15 protein-coding genes are annotated in these 16674 nt (G+C 70.3%); 6 read left to right on the top strand and 9 right to left on the bottom strand.

The annotated features are described in order from the left end of the window. Window positions 1-14: 14 nt before the first annotated feature. Together panD and OG710_RS27750 are read right to left on the bottom strand one after the other, a co-directional pair. The gene (panD, locus tag OG710_RS27755; protein ID WP_093703943.1) at window positions 15-440 is read right to left on the bottom strand and encodes an aspartate 1-decarboxylase; all 426 of its coding nucleotides are present in this window, start codon (window positions 438-440) and stop codon (window positions 15-17) included. A gap of 210 nt (window positions 441-650) precedes the next feature. Further along, window positions 651-1034 carry an ArsR/SmtB family transcription factor gene (locus OG710_RS27750; protein WP_330241779.1) on the bottom strand — a complete coding sequence of 128 codons (384 nt, stop codon included), beginning with the start codon at window positions 1032-1034 and terminating at the stop codon, window positions 651-653. A 42-nt stretch (window positions 1035-1076) separates the two neighbouring features. On the opposite strand from OG710_RS27750, the gene OG710_RS27745 reads away from it, so the two are divergent. Together OG710_RS27745 and OG710_RS27740 are read left to right on the top strand one after the other, a co-directional pair. Continuing rightward, window positions 1077-2387 carry an MFS transporter gene (locus tag OG710_RS27745; RefSeq protein WP_443064303.1) on the top strand — a complete coding sequence of 437 codons (1311 nt, stop codon included), beginning with the start codon at window positions 1077-1079 and terminating at the stop codon, window positions 2385-2387. Window positions 2388-2389: 2 nt separating this feature from the next. Further along, window positions 2390-2944: an NAD(P)H-dependent oxidoreductase gene (locus tag OG710_RS27740; protein WP_330241777.1), complete on the top strand. Its 555-nt coding sequence runs from the start codon at window positions 2390-2392 to the stop codon at window positions 2942-2944. Between the two features lie 33 nt (window positions 2945-2977). Here the strand turns inward: OG710_RS27740 and OG710_RS27735 are convergent, their stop codons facing one another. Both OG710_RS27735 and OG710_RS27730 read right to left on the bottom strand, forming a co-directional pair. After that, window positions 2978-4183 (bottom strand): MFS transporter, encoded by a 1206-nt coding sequence (locus OG710_RS27735; RefSeq protein WP_330241776.1) that lies wholly within the window; start codon window positions 4181-4183, stop codon window positions 2978-2980. 14 nt (window positions 4184-4197) lie between these two features. After that, entirely contained in the window at window positions 4198-5097 is a 900-nt protein-coding gene (locus OG710_RS27730; RefSeq protein WP_330241775.1) for an NAD(P)-dependent oxidoreductase, read from the bottom strand. An 85-nt stretch (window positions 5098-5182) separates the two neighbouring features. Between OG710_RS27730 and OG710_RS27725 the strand changes: the two genes are divergently transcribed. From OG710_RS27725 to OG710_RS27715, 3 genes are all read left to right on the top strand, one after another. Then, window positions 5183-5848, top strand: a complete 666-nt coding sequence (locus tag OG710_RS27725) for a CGNR zinc finger domain-containing protein (protein ID WP_330241774.1) — start codon at window positions 5183-5185, stop codon at window positions 5846-5848. A 231-nt stretch (window positions 5849-6079) separates the two neighbouring features. After that, window positions 6080-6796 carry an RICIN domain-containing protein gene (locus tag OG710_RS27720; RefSeq protein WP_330241773.1) on the top strand — a complete coding sequence of 239 codons (717 nt, stop codon included), beginning with the start codon at window positions 6080-6082 and terminating at the stop codon, window positions 6794-6796. Between the two features lie 269 nt (window positions 6797-7065). Next, on the top strand, window positions 7066-8433 hold the full coding sequence (locus tag OG710_RS27715) for a hypothetical protein (RefSeq protein ID WP_330241772.1): 1368 nt from the start codon (window positions 7066-7068) through the stop codon (window positions 8431-8433). A 76-nt stretch (window positions 8434-8509) separates the two neighbouring features. Here the strand turns inward: OG710_RS27715 and OG710_RS27710 are convergent, their stop codons facing one another. Beyond that, a complete protein-coding gene (locus OG710_RS27710; RefSeq protein ID WP_330241771.1) occupies window positions 8510-9961 on the bottom strand; it encodes an endo-1,4-beta-xylanase in 1452 nt (483 codons plus the stop codon). Window positions 9962-10384: 423 nt separating this feature from the next. Between OG710_RS27710 and OG710_RS27705 the strand changes: the two genes are divergently transcribed. After that, window positions 10385-11851 (top strand): non-reducing end alpha-L-arabinofuranosidase family hydrolase, encoded by a 1467-nt coding sequence (locus OG710_RS27705; protein ID WP_330241770.1) that lies wholly within the window; start codon window positions 10385-10387, stop codon window positions 11849-11851. A gap of 60 nt (window positions 11852-11911) precedes the next feature. On the opposite strand, the gene yjfF is transcribed toward OG710_RS27705, so the two are convergent. From yjfF to OG710_RS27685, 4 genes are all read right to left on the bottom strand, one after another. Next, window positions 11912-12895, bottom strand: a complete 984-nt coding sequence (gene yjfF, locus OG710_RS27700; protein WP_330241769.1) for a galactofuranose ABC transporter, permease protein YjfF — start codon at window positions 12893-12895, stop codon at window positions 11912-11914. After that, the gene (locus OG710_RS27695; RefSeq protein ID WP_330241768.1) at window positions 12892-13899 is read right to left on the bottom strand and encodes an ABC transporter permease; all 1008 of its coding nucleotides are present in this window, start codon (window positions 13897-13899) and stop codon (window positions 12892-12894) included. The genes yjfF and OG710_RS27695 overlap by 4 nt, the downstream gene beginning before the upstream one ends. Further along, window positions 13896-15443: a sugar ABC transporter ATP-binding protein gene (locus OG710_RS27690; protein WP_330241767.1), complete on the bottom strand. Its 1548-nt coding sequence runs from the start codon at window positions 15441-15443 to the stop codon at window positions 13896-13898. The genes OG710_RS27695 and OG710_RS27690 overlap by 4 nt, the downstream gene beginning before the upstream one ends. A 76-nt stretch (window positions 15444-15519) precedes the next feature. Further along, the gene (locus OG710_RS27685) at window positions 15520-16476 is read right to left on the bottom strand and encodes an ABC transporter substrate-binding protein (RefSeq protein WP_330242357.1); all 957 of its coding nucleotides are present in this window, start codon (window positions 16474-16476) and stop codon (window positions 15520-15522) included. Window positions 16477-16674: the final 198 nt, after the last annotated feature.

The raw sequence follows: 16674 nt of genomic DNA, 5'->3' as shown, positions 1-16674 counted from the left end.
TGGAGAGGGACGCCTCAGCGCGCCGCGGGCACCGCGTGCGGGCTGCGCTCGGTGTCGCTGCCCGGCACGGGCGCGGAGGCGTCGGCACCGAGTGCGACGATGCGGTTGTCCGCGTCCACGTGCACGATACGCGGCACGAGGGCCCGCGCCTCGGCATCCTCGACCTGCGCGTAGCTGATGAGGATCACCAGGTCACCCGGGTGTACCAAGTGGGCGGCGGCCCCGTTGATCCCGATCACTCCGGAACCGCGCTCGCCCTCGATGACGTACGTCTCCAGCCGGGACCCGTTGTCGATGTCCACGATGTGCACCAGCTCGCCGGGAAGCAGATCCGCTGCCTCCATGAGCTCGGCATCCACGGTGACGGAACCGACGTAATGTAGGTCGGCCTGGGTCACGGTGGCACGGTGAATCTTGGACTTGAACATGGTGCGCAGCATCGGGACACTCCCACAGATCGGCTCCCTGCCTGCGTTCTTGCAGGTCAAGGGCAGTTTCCCTACCATACAACGAGTCGCGTGTCCTGGCGGGGTTACCCAGGGATTTCATCCGGCGAACAGCGGCCGTGATCACCGTCACCATGACGGTCCGCGCGGCGGTCGGCCGGTCTCGTCGGGCGCGGCGGCCCGATACCCGTACGACTTCCGCCGTTACTCGGCCGGGGTCCAGGTCAGGATCATGTCGATCAGTCCGGGGAACCGCGTGTCGAGGTCCTTCAGCCGGACGCGGGAGCGGCGCTCCAGGCCGTATTGGCGCTGGCTGATGACGCCCGCTTCGCGCAGGGACTTGAAGTGGTGCGTGAGGGTGGATTTCGGGCGGCTGAAGCCGAACCAGCCGCAGGTGTGGTCGAACTCCTCGGCCTCCCGGAGCAGCCGCTGCACGATCGTGAGCCGCAGGGGCTCGGAGAGTACGGCGAAGACCCTCTCCAGCCGGATCTCGTCCACACCCGGTTCGGGGAGCCGCGGAGGCAGATCGCCCGGTTCCGAGGCGGTGAGGTAGGTCGGGGCGAGGGTGCCCGCCGGAAGCTCAGTCATGGCAGTTCGACTTTTCTCGTACTGGAGTCTAGGTTCGCCTTCATGCGAACCAGTACGAGTATATTCGAACCGTCGAGCGCGGGGGTGGATCGTCCGCCCACGGAGTGTGCGCCCGGTTCCGGGAGGGGCGGTCCGGGGTGGTCGCTGACCGCCGCCGCGACCGTGACCGGGGTGTTCCTGCTGTCGAACGCGGCCACGCCGCTCTACGCCCACTGGCAGTCCGTGTGGGGCTTCGACTCCGGCCTGCTCACCGTGGTTTTCGCCGCCTACATGGTCGGCCTCATCGCGTCCCTCGTGGTGGCGGGCCGACTGGCGGACCGCTTCGGCAGGAAGGCCGTACTGGTGCCGGGGCTGGTGGCCGCGGTGGTCTCGTCGGTGCTGTTCCTCGGGGCGCAGGACGTGGTGTGGCTCCTGGCCGCACGCCTGCTGGCAGGGGTCGCCGTGGGCGCGGCGGTCACGGCGGGCATGGCCGCCGTCGTCGACCTCGCCCCCGCTCGCCGGAGGCGCACCGGCTCGCTCATCGCCTCCGTCTCGATGGTCTTCGGCGCCGGCCTCGGCCCGCTGCTCGCCGGCGGGCTGGCCGCCGCGTCACGTCGGCCCCAGACGCTCGTGTTCTCCGTCGTGCTGGGTGTCGAACTGGCCGCGCTCGCCGTGGCGATCGCGCTGCCACTGAAGCGTCCGGCCGCGCCGCCTCCGCGGCGGCCGGTCGCGCGCAGTGGGGCCCGTCTGTTCGTTTGGCCCTCGCCGCCACGGCGGAACCGTCGCGAACTACGGCGGGGCATCGGGGCGTTCGGGCCGGGGCTCGCCGCCACCTCGTTCGTCCTGTCGTTGGGGCCGACCGTGCTGAATTCGGTCGGTGTGTCCGGCACGTTGGCCGCCGGCGCGGTCGTGTGTGCCATGTTCCTCGCTGCCACCGGTGTGCAATTCGCGCTGGCCCGGCTGACCACCCGTACGCATCTCGTGCTCAGTTCCGTCGCCGCGGTCGCCGCGTCGGTTCTCGTGGTGCTCGCCGTCACGGTCGCGCCGACCGCGGTGCTCGCGATCTCCGGGTTCCTGCTGGCCGGGGCGGCCCAGGGGCTCGGCCAGCTCGCCGGTCTGTCGCTGATCGCCGCGCATGTCCCCGCCGACAAGCGCGCCGAGTCGAACGCCGTACTGAACATCGGCGGCTACGTCCCCGCCGGCGTTCTCGCGGTCCTGACCGGATACGCGTCCGACGCCTTCGGACTCCCCACCGCCGTCGCACTGTTCGGCGCCGTCCTCGCCGCCGCGGCCCTCACCGCACTCGCCGCACTCGCCGCCGTCGGACGACGTGCGGGACACCAACGCACCGCAGCCGCTGCGGAGGGAGAATGACCATGCCCCGCCCCCTCGTCGTCGTCGCCCACCCGAACCTCGCCCGCTCCCGCGTGAACCGCGCATGGGCCGACGCCCTGGGCGCGAGCGGTGCCGTCGACGTCCACGTACTCGGCGCCGGTCCCGTCGAGGGCCGGATCGACGTGTCGGCCGCACAGTCGCTGCTGGCCGCCCATGAGCGGATCATCCTGCAGTACCCGATCCACTGGTACAGCGCTCCGGGAATCCTTCACCACTGGCTCGAACAGGTCCTGGAGCGCGGCTGGGCGTACGGCCCCGGCGGCCATGCCCTGGAGGGCAAGGAGCTCGGCGTCGCCGTCTCCACCTGGTCGACCGCCGAGGACTACACCCGGACCGGCCGCTACCACCGCACCCTCGACGAGCTCACGGCCGCCTTCGAGGCCATCGCCGTCCGCGTCGGCATGAACTACCTCGGCGGACACTTCCTCAGCGGCATCGGCCGCGTCACCGACGAGCAGCTCGTCGCCGACGCCGGCACCTATCTCGCCTGGGCGACCGCCCGGCCCCGGCCGCCTCGCGCCGAGAACCGGACGTAGCCCTTCGTATCGGCCGCCGGTTCCAGGCGGCCGTCACCCCTCCGCGCGGGTGGCCGGGAACGCCCGCGCATGGGCGACGACCACGAGGAACGCCACGATGGTCAATCCGAGCGCGGTCCAGGCCAGGGCGGGGGCACCCGCGCGGCCCGCCAGGATCGCTCCGCCGACGATGCCGCCACCGGCCACCGCCAGGTTGAACACGGTCACGAATACGGACTGGGCGGCGTCGGTGTGCTCGCCGGCCCGGTCGGCCAGGGCCGTCTGCAGCAGCGCGGGCGCGCCGCCGAAGCCGAGGCCCCAGATCGCGATCGCCACCGCGATCAGCACGGCTCCGAGGAGCGTCGGGGCGGCCAGGGCGAGGCCGGCCGTCGCCATGAGGACGAGCGCACCGAGCACGGTCGCCCGCAGTGCCCGGTCGATGACCAGGCCGGTGGCGGTGATCCCGAGGAAGGAGGCGATACCGAAGATCGCGAGGCCGACGTCGAGCCGCAGTCCGGTCGGGGCGAGCAGCGGCGCGATATAGGTGTAGAGGATGTTGTGCGCGAGCACCCACACGAGTGCGACGACCAGCACCGCCCTGATGCCGGGGAGCAGCACCACGCGCCGCAGCGGCAGATGCGCCGACGGTGCCTGGCCGGGCACATCGGGCACGGCGGTGCCGATCCACACGGCCAGGCCGGCCGCGGCCAGCGAGATCGCGGCGAACACCCACCGCCAGTCCACGAGCGAGCCGGCGAAGGCTCCCAGCGGCACTCCGGCGGCCAGCGCGATGGGCTGGCCGATCCCGGTGACGGTGAGCGCGCGTCCTTGCTGCGCCGGCGGGACGAGGCGGCGTGCGTACCCGGCCAGCACACCCCACACCAGCGCGGCGGCCGCACCGGCGATGAACCGGGCCGCCAGGATCAGCGGGTACGCGGGCGCGATCGCGGTCACGGTGTTGAACACCAGCAGGGTGAGCACCGCGGCCAGCAGCACCTTCTTCCGGCTCACCCGTCGGGTCGCGGCCACGAGCGGGATCGCGGCGAGCACCGACCCGATCGCGTACAACGTGACCAGTTGCCCCGCTGCGGGTTCGGAGATCCCCAGCCCTGCCGAGAGTTGCCGGAGGAGTCCGGCGGGGATGGTCTCGGTGAAGATGGCGAGGAATCCCGCCGCGGCCAGCGCCAGCAGCGCCGCCCACGGCAGGCGCGCGGGTGGAGCGTGTTCGGCCGTGGTGGTCGCGTGTGTTCCCGTGGTCACCGGTGTTCCCGTTGTCACCGTCCGGCCTCGCCGAGGTCGCGGTGGCGCTGTACGTCGGCCAGTGAGGCCCAGTCGTCCTGCCCGTGCCCGGCCTCGATCGCGTCCGTGAGCAGGCCGGAGAGCAGGTCGGCCACCGGGAGCCGGAGCCCGGTCGACGCGGCCTGGCCTCGGGCGAGGTCGACGTCCTTGCGTCCCAGTGCCGGGGTGAACCCGGCCGGGGCGTAGGTCCGGCGAGCTATGAGCCCGCCGTAGTTGGTGTACACCGGCCCCGGTGTGATCGTCGAAGTGAACAGCTCCACCAGCGTCTTGGCGTCGACGCCGCCCCGCTCCCCCATGGCGACGGCTTCGGCCATCGACTGGATCGCCGAGGCGATGAGCACCTGGCCGGCGAGCTTGACCACGTTCGCCCGCTTCGGCGAGTCGCCGACCGGCCAGACCCGGGCGCTGACCGCCTCCAGCAACGGACGTACCCGCTCGACCGGTTGGGGCGCCCCGGCGGTGACGATGTTGAGCTTGCCGGCCACGGCGACCGGCACCCCGCCGAACATCGGCGCAGCCACGTACCCGACCCCCTTGTCCGCGTGGATCGCCGCCGCCTCCTCCGCCAGCACCGGGCTGATCGTCGCGAGGTTCACATGGACCGCCCCCGAGGGAGCGGCGTCGAGCAGGCCGCTGTCGAAGAACACCTCCCTCACCGCCGCGTCGTCGGCGAGCACCGAGAACACCACCGGCGAGGAGAACACCTCGCCCGGCCGGTCCAGCCCCACCACCCCGGCGTCCACCAGGGGCGCGAGCCGGGCGGGGTCCCGGTTCCACGCCGCCACCCGGTACCCGGCCCGCACCAGATTCCGGGCGATCGCCGCCCCCATACCGCCGGTACCGACCACAGTCACATCGGTCATCGCATCGGTCATCACATCCGCCTTCCACACTGGAACCACTTGAAGCGGTTCCACCATACCTCTCTCGCTCCATGGCGGAACCACCTAAAGTGGTTCCATGACCGATCGCGCCACCCAGAGCGGCCACGCCCCGAGCGCCACCGCCGCGAGCAGCACCGTCGCCGCGAGCACCACTGCTGAGAGCACCACCGCCGCGAGCCGCCCCGCGTTCCGGCTCGACAACGAGCAACTCGCGTTCCGCTTCACCGCCACGCTCAGTGACCGGCACGGCACCCCGGTCGAGCGGCTGCCCGATCCGGCACGGCTGGACGACTGGCTCGCCGCCAACGACATCGCCGTCGGCAGCGAACACGCCACCCCCGCGGACCTCGACCTGGCCCGGCGGCTCCGCGAGGCGATCCACCGCATCGGCACCGCCATCGCCCGGAACGAGCCGACGGCCGAGCCGGATCGAGGGGTGCTCAACCGGCTCCTGCGCGACGAGCAGCTCTGCCCGGAACTCACCTCGACCGGGCTGCGCTGGCAGCCCGTCACCGGACACCATGTGCGCGGCGCGCTCAGCCGCGTCGCCCACGAAGCGGTCACCCTTCTCGGCGGCCCCCAGCGCGACCGGGTGAAGTCCTGCCAGAACCCCGATTGCCGGGGCCTCTACGTCGACACCAGCCAGGGCCGCAACCGCCGCTGGTGCTCGATGAACATTTGCGGCAACCGTGCGAAGAAGGCTCGCTTCCGCGGCCCACGCACGACCGACGGCAACGCCTGAGCGACCCCACGCACACAACGGGCGGCGCCGGCCGGGGCTCGGGTTCCACCGGTCGTGCGACACGGCGCAAGAGGGCCGGAACAGCCACAACTCCCCTTTCAAGCCATTACGGGGGACGGTCCGGACCTGGGGGTGAATGTCTGCTTAGCTGCTGCCGCCCGATCAAGTGCCGCACACTTGTATGTCCGTTGTGGACCGGGTTCTGTCCCATTCGCTTCGAAGGGAATCACTGTGAGAACAGCCAGAGCAGTCGTCGCGTTACTGGCGGCGATACTCACCTCCGCCCTGATGCTGACGGGAACGGCCACCGCGGCGCCGGCCCCGGACACGGCGCCCGCCGGCGTCGCGGCGGACGGAAGGTACTTCCAGGGGCAGGACTGGGGCGTCTCCCCGGCCATGGCGGAAGCCAACGCGATCGGCTACACGCTGAGCATCGCCAAGCAGGCTCGCTACCAGGGATGCGTACCGGCTGGTCCGACGCAGTTCCAGTACAACGGCAACATGTACCTGGCGACCGTGGTCATGTACTGCGTTCCCATGCCGCCGATCGTCGGCGGCCCGATCGTCGGCGTCCACTCCGGCAAGTGCGTCGACGTCAAGGGCGCCAGCAAGGCGGACGGCGCGCCGATCCAGCTCTACGACTGCAACGGCACCGAGGCCCAGGCGTGGACGATCCACGCGGACGGCACGATCCGGGCCATGGGCCGCTGCCTCGACGTGCAGTACGCGAAGACCGAGGACGGCTCGCTCCTGGGCCTCAACACCTGCCACGGCGCGGCCAACCAGCGCTGGGAGAAGCTTCCGAACGGGCTGCTGCGCAGCGTCCACTCCGGCAAGTGCCTGGACGCGCTCGGCTGGGCCACCGGCAACGGCGCCCGCCTCGGCATCTGGACCTGCGCCCCCAGCCACACCAACCAGCAGTGGTCCGGCGCGGGCATGAACACCTGAGCCACCCATGAGGCCGGGCGCGCGGTGACCATCCCCGCGCGCCCGGCGACCGGCGACCGGCGACCGGCGACCGGCGACCGGCCCGGAAGACCGGGCACCCGCCGCCCGAGCCCCGGCCCGGCTCAGTGATCGAAATCGATCAATTTTTCATCAAATGCGAACCAACAGCATGCTCTGCCCGAGTGCTGCATAGTCTCGTCGGGTCATTGATGCGGTCACGAACGCACAGCCATGATCGCGTCGTCGCCTGTTCCGGAAGGAGAACGTCGGTGGCCCTGGAGTCCAGTGACGGCACCATCGGATCGAAGAGCTTCATCGTTTCCAAGAGCTACCCCACGCCTCCGCCGGAACTCCTGCTGGAGACCGCGGTCCGAGCCGGTCTCCTGATCTCCCCCCTGACCACCGCGTTGGGCAGCGCCGATGGCCTCACCGCCGAGACCGCGGTGGACCTGGTGCTCTCGTCGTCCCCGGTGCTGCCCGTACTGACCGACCCGGATCTGGCCATGGTGGCCAGAGTCGCCGAGACCGACCAGGATCAGGCCGACGAACTGCTGGCCGGCATCACGGACATGCGCAAGGAACTGGTGGAGCAGGCCGCACGGCTCGGCGACGCCAGGCTCAGCGGTCAGCTGACGGCGTCCGCGGCCGCGGCGGTCCAGTTCGACGCCGAGGCCCACACCCTGCCGCTGCCGGACGACGCCTGCGTCGAGGCCGCCATCAACGCGGTGAACCAGAACGTGGCGCGGGTGCACGGCACCCTCACCACGTCCGCCGTACGCCCCGAGGTCATCCACCGCTCCATGCTCCGGGCCCTGCGCACCAGCACCCCGGCGGTGCCCGTCCGCAGACCTTCGACCGGCGCGGACCCCTTCATCCGGCGAGCCGTGGAGGCCGAGGCCCTCATCCGGCTCTCCACCGGCGGCGGCGAGGCGCGGGAGGCGGCCGTCATGCTGTCGGGAGGCTTCCACTGGCAGGACGAGGCGCTGCTCCAGGCCCTGGAGGACGAAGTCCTGGCAACCTCCGCGCCGGCGGCTTCGCAGCCCACCAAGGTCTTCGGCGGTCTCTCGGCGAATCAGCCCGCGGAATCCCCTTCCGTCATCGTCGCCCGCGCCCAGCAGAGCTACCTCGGCTTCTCCCTCGGCATGTCCCGGTGGATCGGCGGGGCCTGCGCCCAGTCGCTGACGGCGCCCACGCCGCCCGGACCCGGCTCGCCGGCCGCTCCCCAGCGTACGGTCGCCGCCTACCAGCCCCTGCGGCCCATCGGCGGTCTGGGTGGCGGCTTCCGCGGCATGGGTCCGTCCGGAGACCGCGTCTTCGACCCCGAGCTGGGTGAGGAGCGCGAGCTCACCGACCGGGAGAAGACCATCCGCGACTGGGGCGTCGGCGGCTTCTTCGCCGGCTGGGTCGGTCTGGGCGCGGTGAGCACCATCGGCACCGCCCCCATCGGCGGAGCGGGCGGCCTGATCGGCGCCCCCGTGGGCGGCATCGTCGGTACGTTCGCCGGGATGAAACTCGGCGAGTGGAAGTACGACCACGGCTGGGGCGGCATGTTCCTGCGGGCCGGCGAGGTCGCCGAGGCAGTCCTCAACCCCTACGCGGCCCTCCGCTACCTCCTCTTCGGCTCGCAGTTCGACTAGAGCGCCGTGCGGAACGACGCCGCGAGGGCCGTCGCGTGGGTGGCGGCGGCCCTGCGGGTGGTGCGGGGAGCCCGGATCAGGACGATACGGTCCAGTGTTGGTTGGCGCCGTTCCAGCAGGAGTAGAGCTGGATGCGGGTGCCGTTGGCGGTGCCGGCGCCGACCGCGTCGAGGCAGAGGCCGGACTGGACGCCGACGATGGAGCCGTCCGAGTTGAGGCGCCACTTCTGGTTGTCGCCGCCCCAGCAGCTGTAGATCTGGATCTTCGCGCCGTTGGCGGTGCCGGCGGCGTCCAGGCACTTGTTGCCGTACACCCTCAGCTCACCCGCCGAGGTGTACGTCCACTGCTGGTTGGTGGCGTTGCCGCAGTCCCACAGCTGCACCTCGGTGCCGTCCGCGGTACTGGCGTTGGGGACGTCCAGGCAGCGGCCGGAGGCGACGCCCTTGATCACACCGTCGCCCTCGTTGCCGCCGTCGTCGGGCGGCGTGGTGGTCGAGCCGCCGTTGAGCGCGTCCAGGACGGCGGAGTAGGCGGACTTCTTGTTGCCGTTGCCGTCGAACAGCAGCGGGGTGTCGCCGGAGCGCCAGGAGTCGGTGTCGCGAACGCCCCAGACGGTGATGCCGAGGCAGCGCGAGACGGCCAGGCAGTCCTTCACCACGTTGGCGTACGTGGTGGGCGAGGCGCCCTGGATGTCCAGCTCGGTGATGGCCACGTCCACACCGAGGGCCGCGAAGCTCTGGAGAGTGGTGCGGAAGTTGCTGTCGTACGGGCTGCCGCTGTTGAAGTGCGACTGGAAGCCGACGCAGTCGATGGGCACACCGCGCTGCTTGAAGTCCTTGACCATGTTGTACATGGCCTGGGTCTTCGCCCACGTCCAGTTCTCGACGTTGTAGTCGTTGTAGCAGAGCTTGGCGGACGGGTCGGCGGCGCGCGCGGTGCGGAAGGCGACCTCGATCCAGTCGTTGCCGGTGCGCTGGAGGTTGGAGTCGCGCCGTGCGCCCGAACCGCCGTCCGCGAACGCCTCGTTGACGACGTCCCACTGGGCGATCTTGCCCTTGTAGTGGGCCATCACGCCGTTGATGTGGTCGATCATCGCCTGGCGCAGCGCGCTGCCGCTGAGGCTCTGCATCCAGCCGGGCTGCTGGGAGTGCCAGGCCAGGGTGTGCCCGCGCACCTTCTTGCCGTTCTGCACGGCCCAGTTGTAGACGCGGTCGGCGGAGCCGAAGTTGAACTGGCCGCGCTGCGGCTCGGTCGCGTCGATCTTCATCTCGTTCTCGGCCGTCACCATGTTGAACTCGCGGGACGCGATCGAGGTGTACGCCGAGTCGCCGAGCTTGCCCGAGGCGATGGCGGTGCCGAAGTAGCGGCCGCTCTGCGCGGCGGCGGCGCCGAGCGTGCTCTCGGCCGCCTGGGCGTCCGAGGGTGCGACGAGTGCGCCGGACGCGGCCATGGCGCCGACGAGCAGGGCCGGCAGCAGCGCGCGCAGCGGCCGGCGGAGAGCGGATCTCGGAAGGGCGTACGAGCCCATGACGGTGCCTCCAAGGTAGACGTCACGGAAGGACCGCCGCGCGGCGACGAGTGTCGTCCGCCCAGGGGGTCATGAGCGGGCGGACCGTACTCCGCACGGGTCTGTGAGCGGGGGTGCCCGGTCCCTCAGACACGGATGATTGAGGTTTTGACGGTGCATCGTCAATACCTCGGACAGAAAATATTTCCGCAGAATTCTCGAAATATTTCGGTCGATCAACCGGGCAGACCATCACGGCAATCGCCAACGAAGCTCAACGGATCTCCGCGCGACATCTTGACTGTGAGCGTTAACATTTCTACCTTGTGGCGACACGAGCTGACGCCGTCTCGAAATCTTTCGAAGCAGAACTCTGCCCATTTCGCGCACTCGCTCACCGGCTGCCCGGCTCACTCCACCCACCCCTCCCCAGGAGGTCTCCGCATGCGTTCCCCCCATCCGCTCCGCGTACATCCAGGGCGTCTGCTCGCGCTGTTGGCGCCCCTGCTGCTCGTCGCCGGCTTCCTCGGCGCGCAGCCCGCGCACGCCGCGTCGGTCGACACCAACGCCTCGTACGTGCTGGTCAACCGCAACAGCGGCAAGGCGCTCGACGTCTACAACCTGGCGACCAACGACGGCGCCCGCATCACCCAGTGGACCCGGAACGACCAGAGCCAGCAGCAGTGGCGGTTCGAGGACTCCGGGGACGGCTACTACCGCGTCAAGTCCCGCCTCTCCGGCAAGGTGCTCGACGTCTACAACTGGTCCACGGCCAACGGCGGTTCGATCGTCCAGTGGAGCGATCTGAACGGCACCAACCAGCAGTGGCGGCTGGCCGACAGCTCGGACGGCTATGTCCGGCTCATCTCCCGCCACAGCGGCAAGGCGCTGGAGGTGCAGGGCGGCTCCACCGCCGACAACGCCGAGGTCGTCCAGTACGACGACTGGGGCGGCTCCAACCAGCAGTGGAAGCTGGTCGAGGTCGGCAGCGAGACGCCCGGTGCGTGCGACCTGCCGTCCACCTACCGCTGGAGCTCGACCGGCGCGCTGGCACAGCCCCGGAGCGGGTGGGCCTCGCTCAAGGACTTCACGGTCGTCCCGTACAACGGCAAGCAGCTCGTCTACGCCACCACCCACGACCTGGGCTCCAGCTGGGGGTCGATGAACTTCAGCCTGTTCGACGACTGGCCGCAGATGGCGTCGGCCGGGCAGAACGCGATGTCGTCCGCGACCGTGGCGCCCACGCTCTTCCACTTCGCGCCGAAGAACATCTGGGTGCTCACCTACCAGTGGGGCGGCACCGCCTTCTCCTACCGCACGTCCAGCGACCCCACGAACGCCAACGGCTGGTCGGCCCCCCAGGTGCTGTTCTCCGGTTCCATCAGCGGCTCCGGCACCGGGCCCATCGACCAGACCCTGATCGGCGACGGCAGCAACATGTACCTGTTCTTCGCCGGGGACAACGGCAAGATCTACCGGGCGAGCATGCCGATCGGGAACTTCCCCGGCAGCTTCGGCTCCACCTCGACCGTCATCATGAGCGACACGACCAACAACCTGTTCGAGGCCCCGCAGGTGTACAAGCTCCAGGGCCAGAACAAGTACCTGATGATCGTCGAGGCGATCGGCTCGCAGGGCCGCTACTTCCGCTCGTTCACGGCCACCAGCCTGAACGGCCAGTGGACGCCCCAGGCCGCGACCGAGGGCAACCCCTTCGCCGGCAAGGCCAACAGCGGTGCCACCTGGACCAACGACATCAGCCACGGTGAGCTGATCCGTACCAGCGCCGACCAGACCATGACCGTCGATCCCTGTCACCTCCAGCTGCTCTACCAGGGCCGCAGCCCCTCCTCCGGCGGCGACTACGGCCTCCTGCCCTACCGGCCGGGTCTGCTCACGCTGAACCGCTGACACCGAAGGGCGAGGCCGGCACCGTCCCGTACGGTGCCGGCCTCGCCCCTCTCCCCACGCCTACTGCCGCTGCCGCACGATGAGGCGCTGGAGCACGATGAAGGCGAGCAGCAGGGCACCGATGACGATCTTGGTCCACCAGGAACTCAGGGTCCCCTCGAAGGAGATCAGGGCCTGTACGGTGCCGAGGACGAGCACGCCCGCGGTCGACCCGGCCACATAGCCCACCCCGCCGGAGAGCAGCGTGCCCCCGATCACCACCGCGGCGATGACGTCCAGCTCCATGCCCACCGCGTGCAGCCCGTAGCCGGAGAGCATGTACAGCGCGAACAGCAGACCGCCCAGGGCCGAGCAGAGGCCGCTCACCGCGTACACACCGACCTTCGCGGCCGTGGTGGGCAGCCCCATCAGGCGGGCCGAGGACTCGCTGCCGCCCACCGCGTAGACGGTGCGGCCGAAGCGGGTGAGGTGGAGGACGTACGCCCCGGCGGCCACCACGACCAGGGCCACCACCACGCTGTACGTCACCGTGACGTCGCCGGGCAGGACGAACGTACCGGTGGCGAAGTCGCGGAAGGCGGTGTTGTCGATGGACACGGATTCGACGCTGATCAGGAAGCACAGCCCGCGCGCCAGGAACATCCCCGCCAGGGTGACGATGAACGGCTGCACGTCGAAGTAGTGGATCACCAGACCCATCAGCAGCCCGAGGACCGTGCCGGCCGCGAGGACGGCGAGCACGGCGAGCAGCGGTGGCCAGCCGGCCCGCAGCGTGGCTGCGGCGATCATCGTGGACAGCGCGGCGACGGCGCCCACCGAGAGGTCGATGCCGCCGGTGAGGATGACGAAGGTCATGCCCACCGCGAGGACGATGAGGAAGGCGTTGTCGATGAACAGGTTCGCCACGACCTGGCCGGAGGCGAAGTCCTGGTAGCGCACCGAACCGATGCCGAAGGTCGCCAGGAAGACCACCACGGTGGCGACGACGGGCAGGAATCGCTGGGGAAGACGCCGCCCCGCGGCGGCGAGGGTCGACGCGCTCATCCGGCGGCCACCTTCTCGGATCGGGGTGCGGACACGGGGGACTTGCGCCGGCCGGCGACGACGCGGGCCATGCGCGGCGACTGGAGCAGGCAGACGAGGATGACGACGACGGCCTTGAACAACAGGGTGACGTTGGTCGGTACGCCGATGGTGTAGACGGTCGTGGTCAGGGTCTGGATGACCAGCGCGCCGACGAGGGTGCCGGCGAGGGAGTAGCGCCCGCCGGCCAGCGAGGTGCCGCCGATCACCACGGCCAGGATGGCGTCCATCTCGATCCACAGGCCCGCGTTGTTGGCGTCGGCCGCGCTGACGTTGGAGCTGATCATCAGCCCGGCCACGCCCGCGCACAGGGCGGCGAACACGTAGACGGTCCAGGTGATCGTGCGGGACCGTACGCCGGCGAGCTTGCTGGCCTCGGGGTTGGCGCCCACCGCTTCGATCAGCATGCCGAGCGCGGTGCGCCGGGTCAGCAGGGCGACGCCGCCGAGGACGGCGAGGCTGATCAGGATCGCGATCGGCAGGACGAGGAAGCCGGCGCCGATCTTCCGGTAGGCCGGGTTGCTGATGGTGACGATCTGCCCCTCGGTCAGGAGCATCGCCGCACCGCGGCCGGCCGTCATCAGGACGAGTGTCGCGATGATCGGCTGGATGCCCACCACGGAGACCAGGAAGCCGTTCCACAGCCCGAGCAGGACGCAGGCGCCGAGCGCCAGGAGCACGGCGGTGGCGACGTTCCCGCCGTCGGCGATCCAGGTGCAGCCGATGGCGCCCGCGATGGCGGCGACGGCGCCCACCGAGAGGTCGATGCCGCGGGTGGCGATCACCAGGGTCATGCCCACCGCGATGAGCATGGTCGGCGCGCCGTTGCGCAGGATGTCCACCAGGCTGCCGTACAAGTGCCCGTCCTGGATGCGGAGTTCCACGAAGGACGGGGTGTAGACGACGTTGAGCAGGATGAGGCCGGCGAGTGCGATCAGCGGCCAGAGCAGGCGTCCGCGCATCATGAGGCCACCGCCGCGCCGATGTGGCCGTCCGTCGCGATGGCCGACATCACGGAGTCCACGGTGACGTCCTCACCGGACAGTTCGGCCACCTTGTGCCGGTCGCGCAGCACCACGACCCTGTCGGACACCCGGACCACCTCCTCCAGTTCGGCGGAGATGAAGAGCACCGCCATGCCTTCGGCCGCGAGTTCGGCGACCACCTTCTGGATCTGCGCCTTGGCACCCACGTCGATGCCCCGGGTGGGCTCGTCGAGGATGAGGAGGCGGGGTTTCGTGACGAGCCAGCGGGCGAGCAGCACCTTCTGCTGGTTGCCGCCGGACAGGTTGCCCATCAGGGCGTCGGGGTCGGCCGGCCGGATGTCCAGCCGCTCGATGTACTCGGCCACCATGGCCTCGGCGACGCGGCGGGGCACCGGCCGCGCCCAGCCCCGCGCCGCCTGCGTGGCGAGGACGAGGTTGTCGCGCACGCTGAGGTCCGCGACGACGCCCTCGGCCTTGCGGTCCTCCGAGCAGAAGGCGATACCGCGGGCGATCAGGGCGCGGGGGCCCCGGAACCGTACGGTCTCACCGGCGACGGTGAGCGTGCCTCGGTCGGGGCGGTCGGCGCCGCACAGCAGCCGGGCCAGTTCGGTGCGCCCGCACCCCAGCAGGCCGGCCAGGCCCACGACCTCGCCCTCGTGGATGTCCAGGTCGAAGGGCTCGATGGCGCCGGACCGGCCGAGGCCGCGTGCGGTCAGGACGGGCTCGCTGCCCGGGGCCCGCTGTCCGGAGCGCCGTTCGACCTCGGACAGGACGCCGAGTTCGCGGCCGAGCATCGCGGAGACGAGCGCCATGCGGTCGAGGTCCTTCGGCAGGTACTCCCCCACCAGGGTGCCGTTGCGCAGCACGGTCATGCGGTCGGCGAGGGCGTAGACCTGGTCGAGGAAGTGGGAGACGAAGAGGATCGCCACGCCTTCGTCGCGCAGCACCCGGACGATCCGGAACAGTTCCTCGACCTCGTCGTTGTCGAGGCTGGAGGTCGGCTCGTCCAGGACCAGTACGCGTGCGTCCACCACGAGTGCCCGTGCGATGGCCACCAGTTGCTGCACGGCGATGGAGTGGCTGCTCAGTACGGAGGCCGGGTCGATGGTGAGGCCGATGCGGGCGAGCAGTGCGGCGGCCCGGACCCGCATGGCCCGTCCGTCGATGGCGCCGAACCTGCGCGGTTCGTGGCCGAGCAGGATGTTCTCGGCCACCGACAGGTTGGGGCAGAGGTTGACCTCCTGGTAGACGGTGCTGATGCCGGCCGCCTGTGCCTGGCCGGGGGTGGTGAACTCGACCGGCCGCCCCTGCAGCCGGACCGTTCCGGCCGTCGGCCGGTGCACACCGGTGAGGGCTTTGATGAGGGTGGACTTGCCGGCTCCGTTCTCACCGAGGAGGGCGTGGACTTCACCGGGGAACAGGCGGAAGTCGACGCCCGCGAGCGCCTTGATGCCGGAGAACTCGACGGTGATGCCGCGCATGTCGACGACCGGACTGGTGCCGGCCGCGGGGGAATCGGTCATGACCCGTGCTTTCGTCAGGGGGGAGCAGCCCCGCCCGCCGGGCCCGGTCGGCCCGGTGGCGGGGCTGCGGCTCGCGTCAGTACTTCCGGTCCTTGAGGACCTTCGCCGCCTGCTCGGAGGTGAAGGCGGTCTCCTCGGTGACGACGCGCGCGGGGACGTCCTCGCCGCCCACAACCTTCTTCGCCAGGTCCATCAGCTGGTCGCCGAGGAGGGGGTTGCACTCGACGATGTAGTTGATCTCGCCGTCCGCCAGCGCCTGCATGCCCGCCTTGACCGCGTCCACCGTGATGATCCTGATGTCGGTGCCGGGCTTCTTGCCCGCCGCCTTGATCGCCTCGATGGCGCCCAGGCCCATGTCGTCGTTGTGGGCGTAGACCACGTTGATGTCCGGGTGGGACTTGAGCAGCGCCTCCATGACCTGCTTGCCGCCGGCCCGGGTGAAGTCGCCGCTCTGGGAGGCCACGATCTTGATGTCGGACTTTCCGGCGATGGCCTCCTTGAAGCCCTTCTGCCGGTCGATGGCGGGGGCGGCGCCCGTGGTGCCCTGGATCTCCGCGACGTTGACCTGGCCCTCGGCGTTGTCGGTGAGCCACTTGCCGGCCTTGCGGCCCTCCTCGACGAAGTCGGAGCCGAGGAACGTCTTGTAGAGGGAGGTGTCCTGGGAGTCGACGGCCCGGTCGGTGAGGATGACCGGGATCTTGGCGCGCTTGGCCTCCATCAGGACGGCGTCCCAGCCCGTCTCCACCACCGGGCTGAAGGCGATGACGTCCACCTTCTGCTGGATGTAGGAGCGGATGGCCTTGATCTGGTTCTCCTGCTTCTGCTGCGCGTCGGAGAACTTCAGCTCGACGCCGGCCTTCTCGGCGGCCTCCCGTACCGACTTGGTGTTGGCGGTGCGCCAGCCGCTCTCCGCGCCCACCTGTGCGAAGCCCATGACGAGCTTGTCGCCGCCGGACCCCTTGGAGCCCCCGCCGTCGCCGCCGCCGCTTCCGCAGGCGGTCAGCGTGGCCAGCGCCAGGGCGCACCCTGCTATGGCAATTCTCCTGAACACAGCGTCGTCCTCCATCGTGAGCCATGCGTCCCTGCCACCGACCTCATGTGATCGGGGCCACGGGCGTTAAGAGTGAGCGCTAACATTTATCCAGTCAACCCCCTGGGAAGCCACAATCCGACATCGCTGAGGGGCTTGCGCACCAGGCGAGTGTTAGCGCTCACTAGAGGCCCGGCACGG

It is taken from the genome of Streptomyces sp. NBC_00525 (genome assembly GCF_036346595.1).
Taxonomy (GTDB): Bacteria; Actinomycetota; Actinomycetes; order Streptomycetales; family Streptomycetaceae; genus Streptomyces.
The sequence above is the reverse complement of the archived record's forward strand: the minus strand, read 5'-3'. Positions and strand labels throughout refer to the sequence as shown.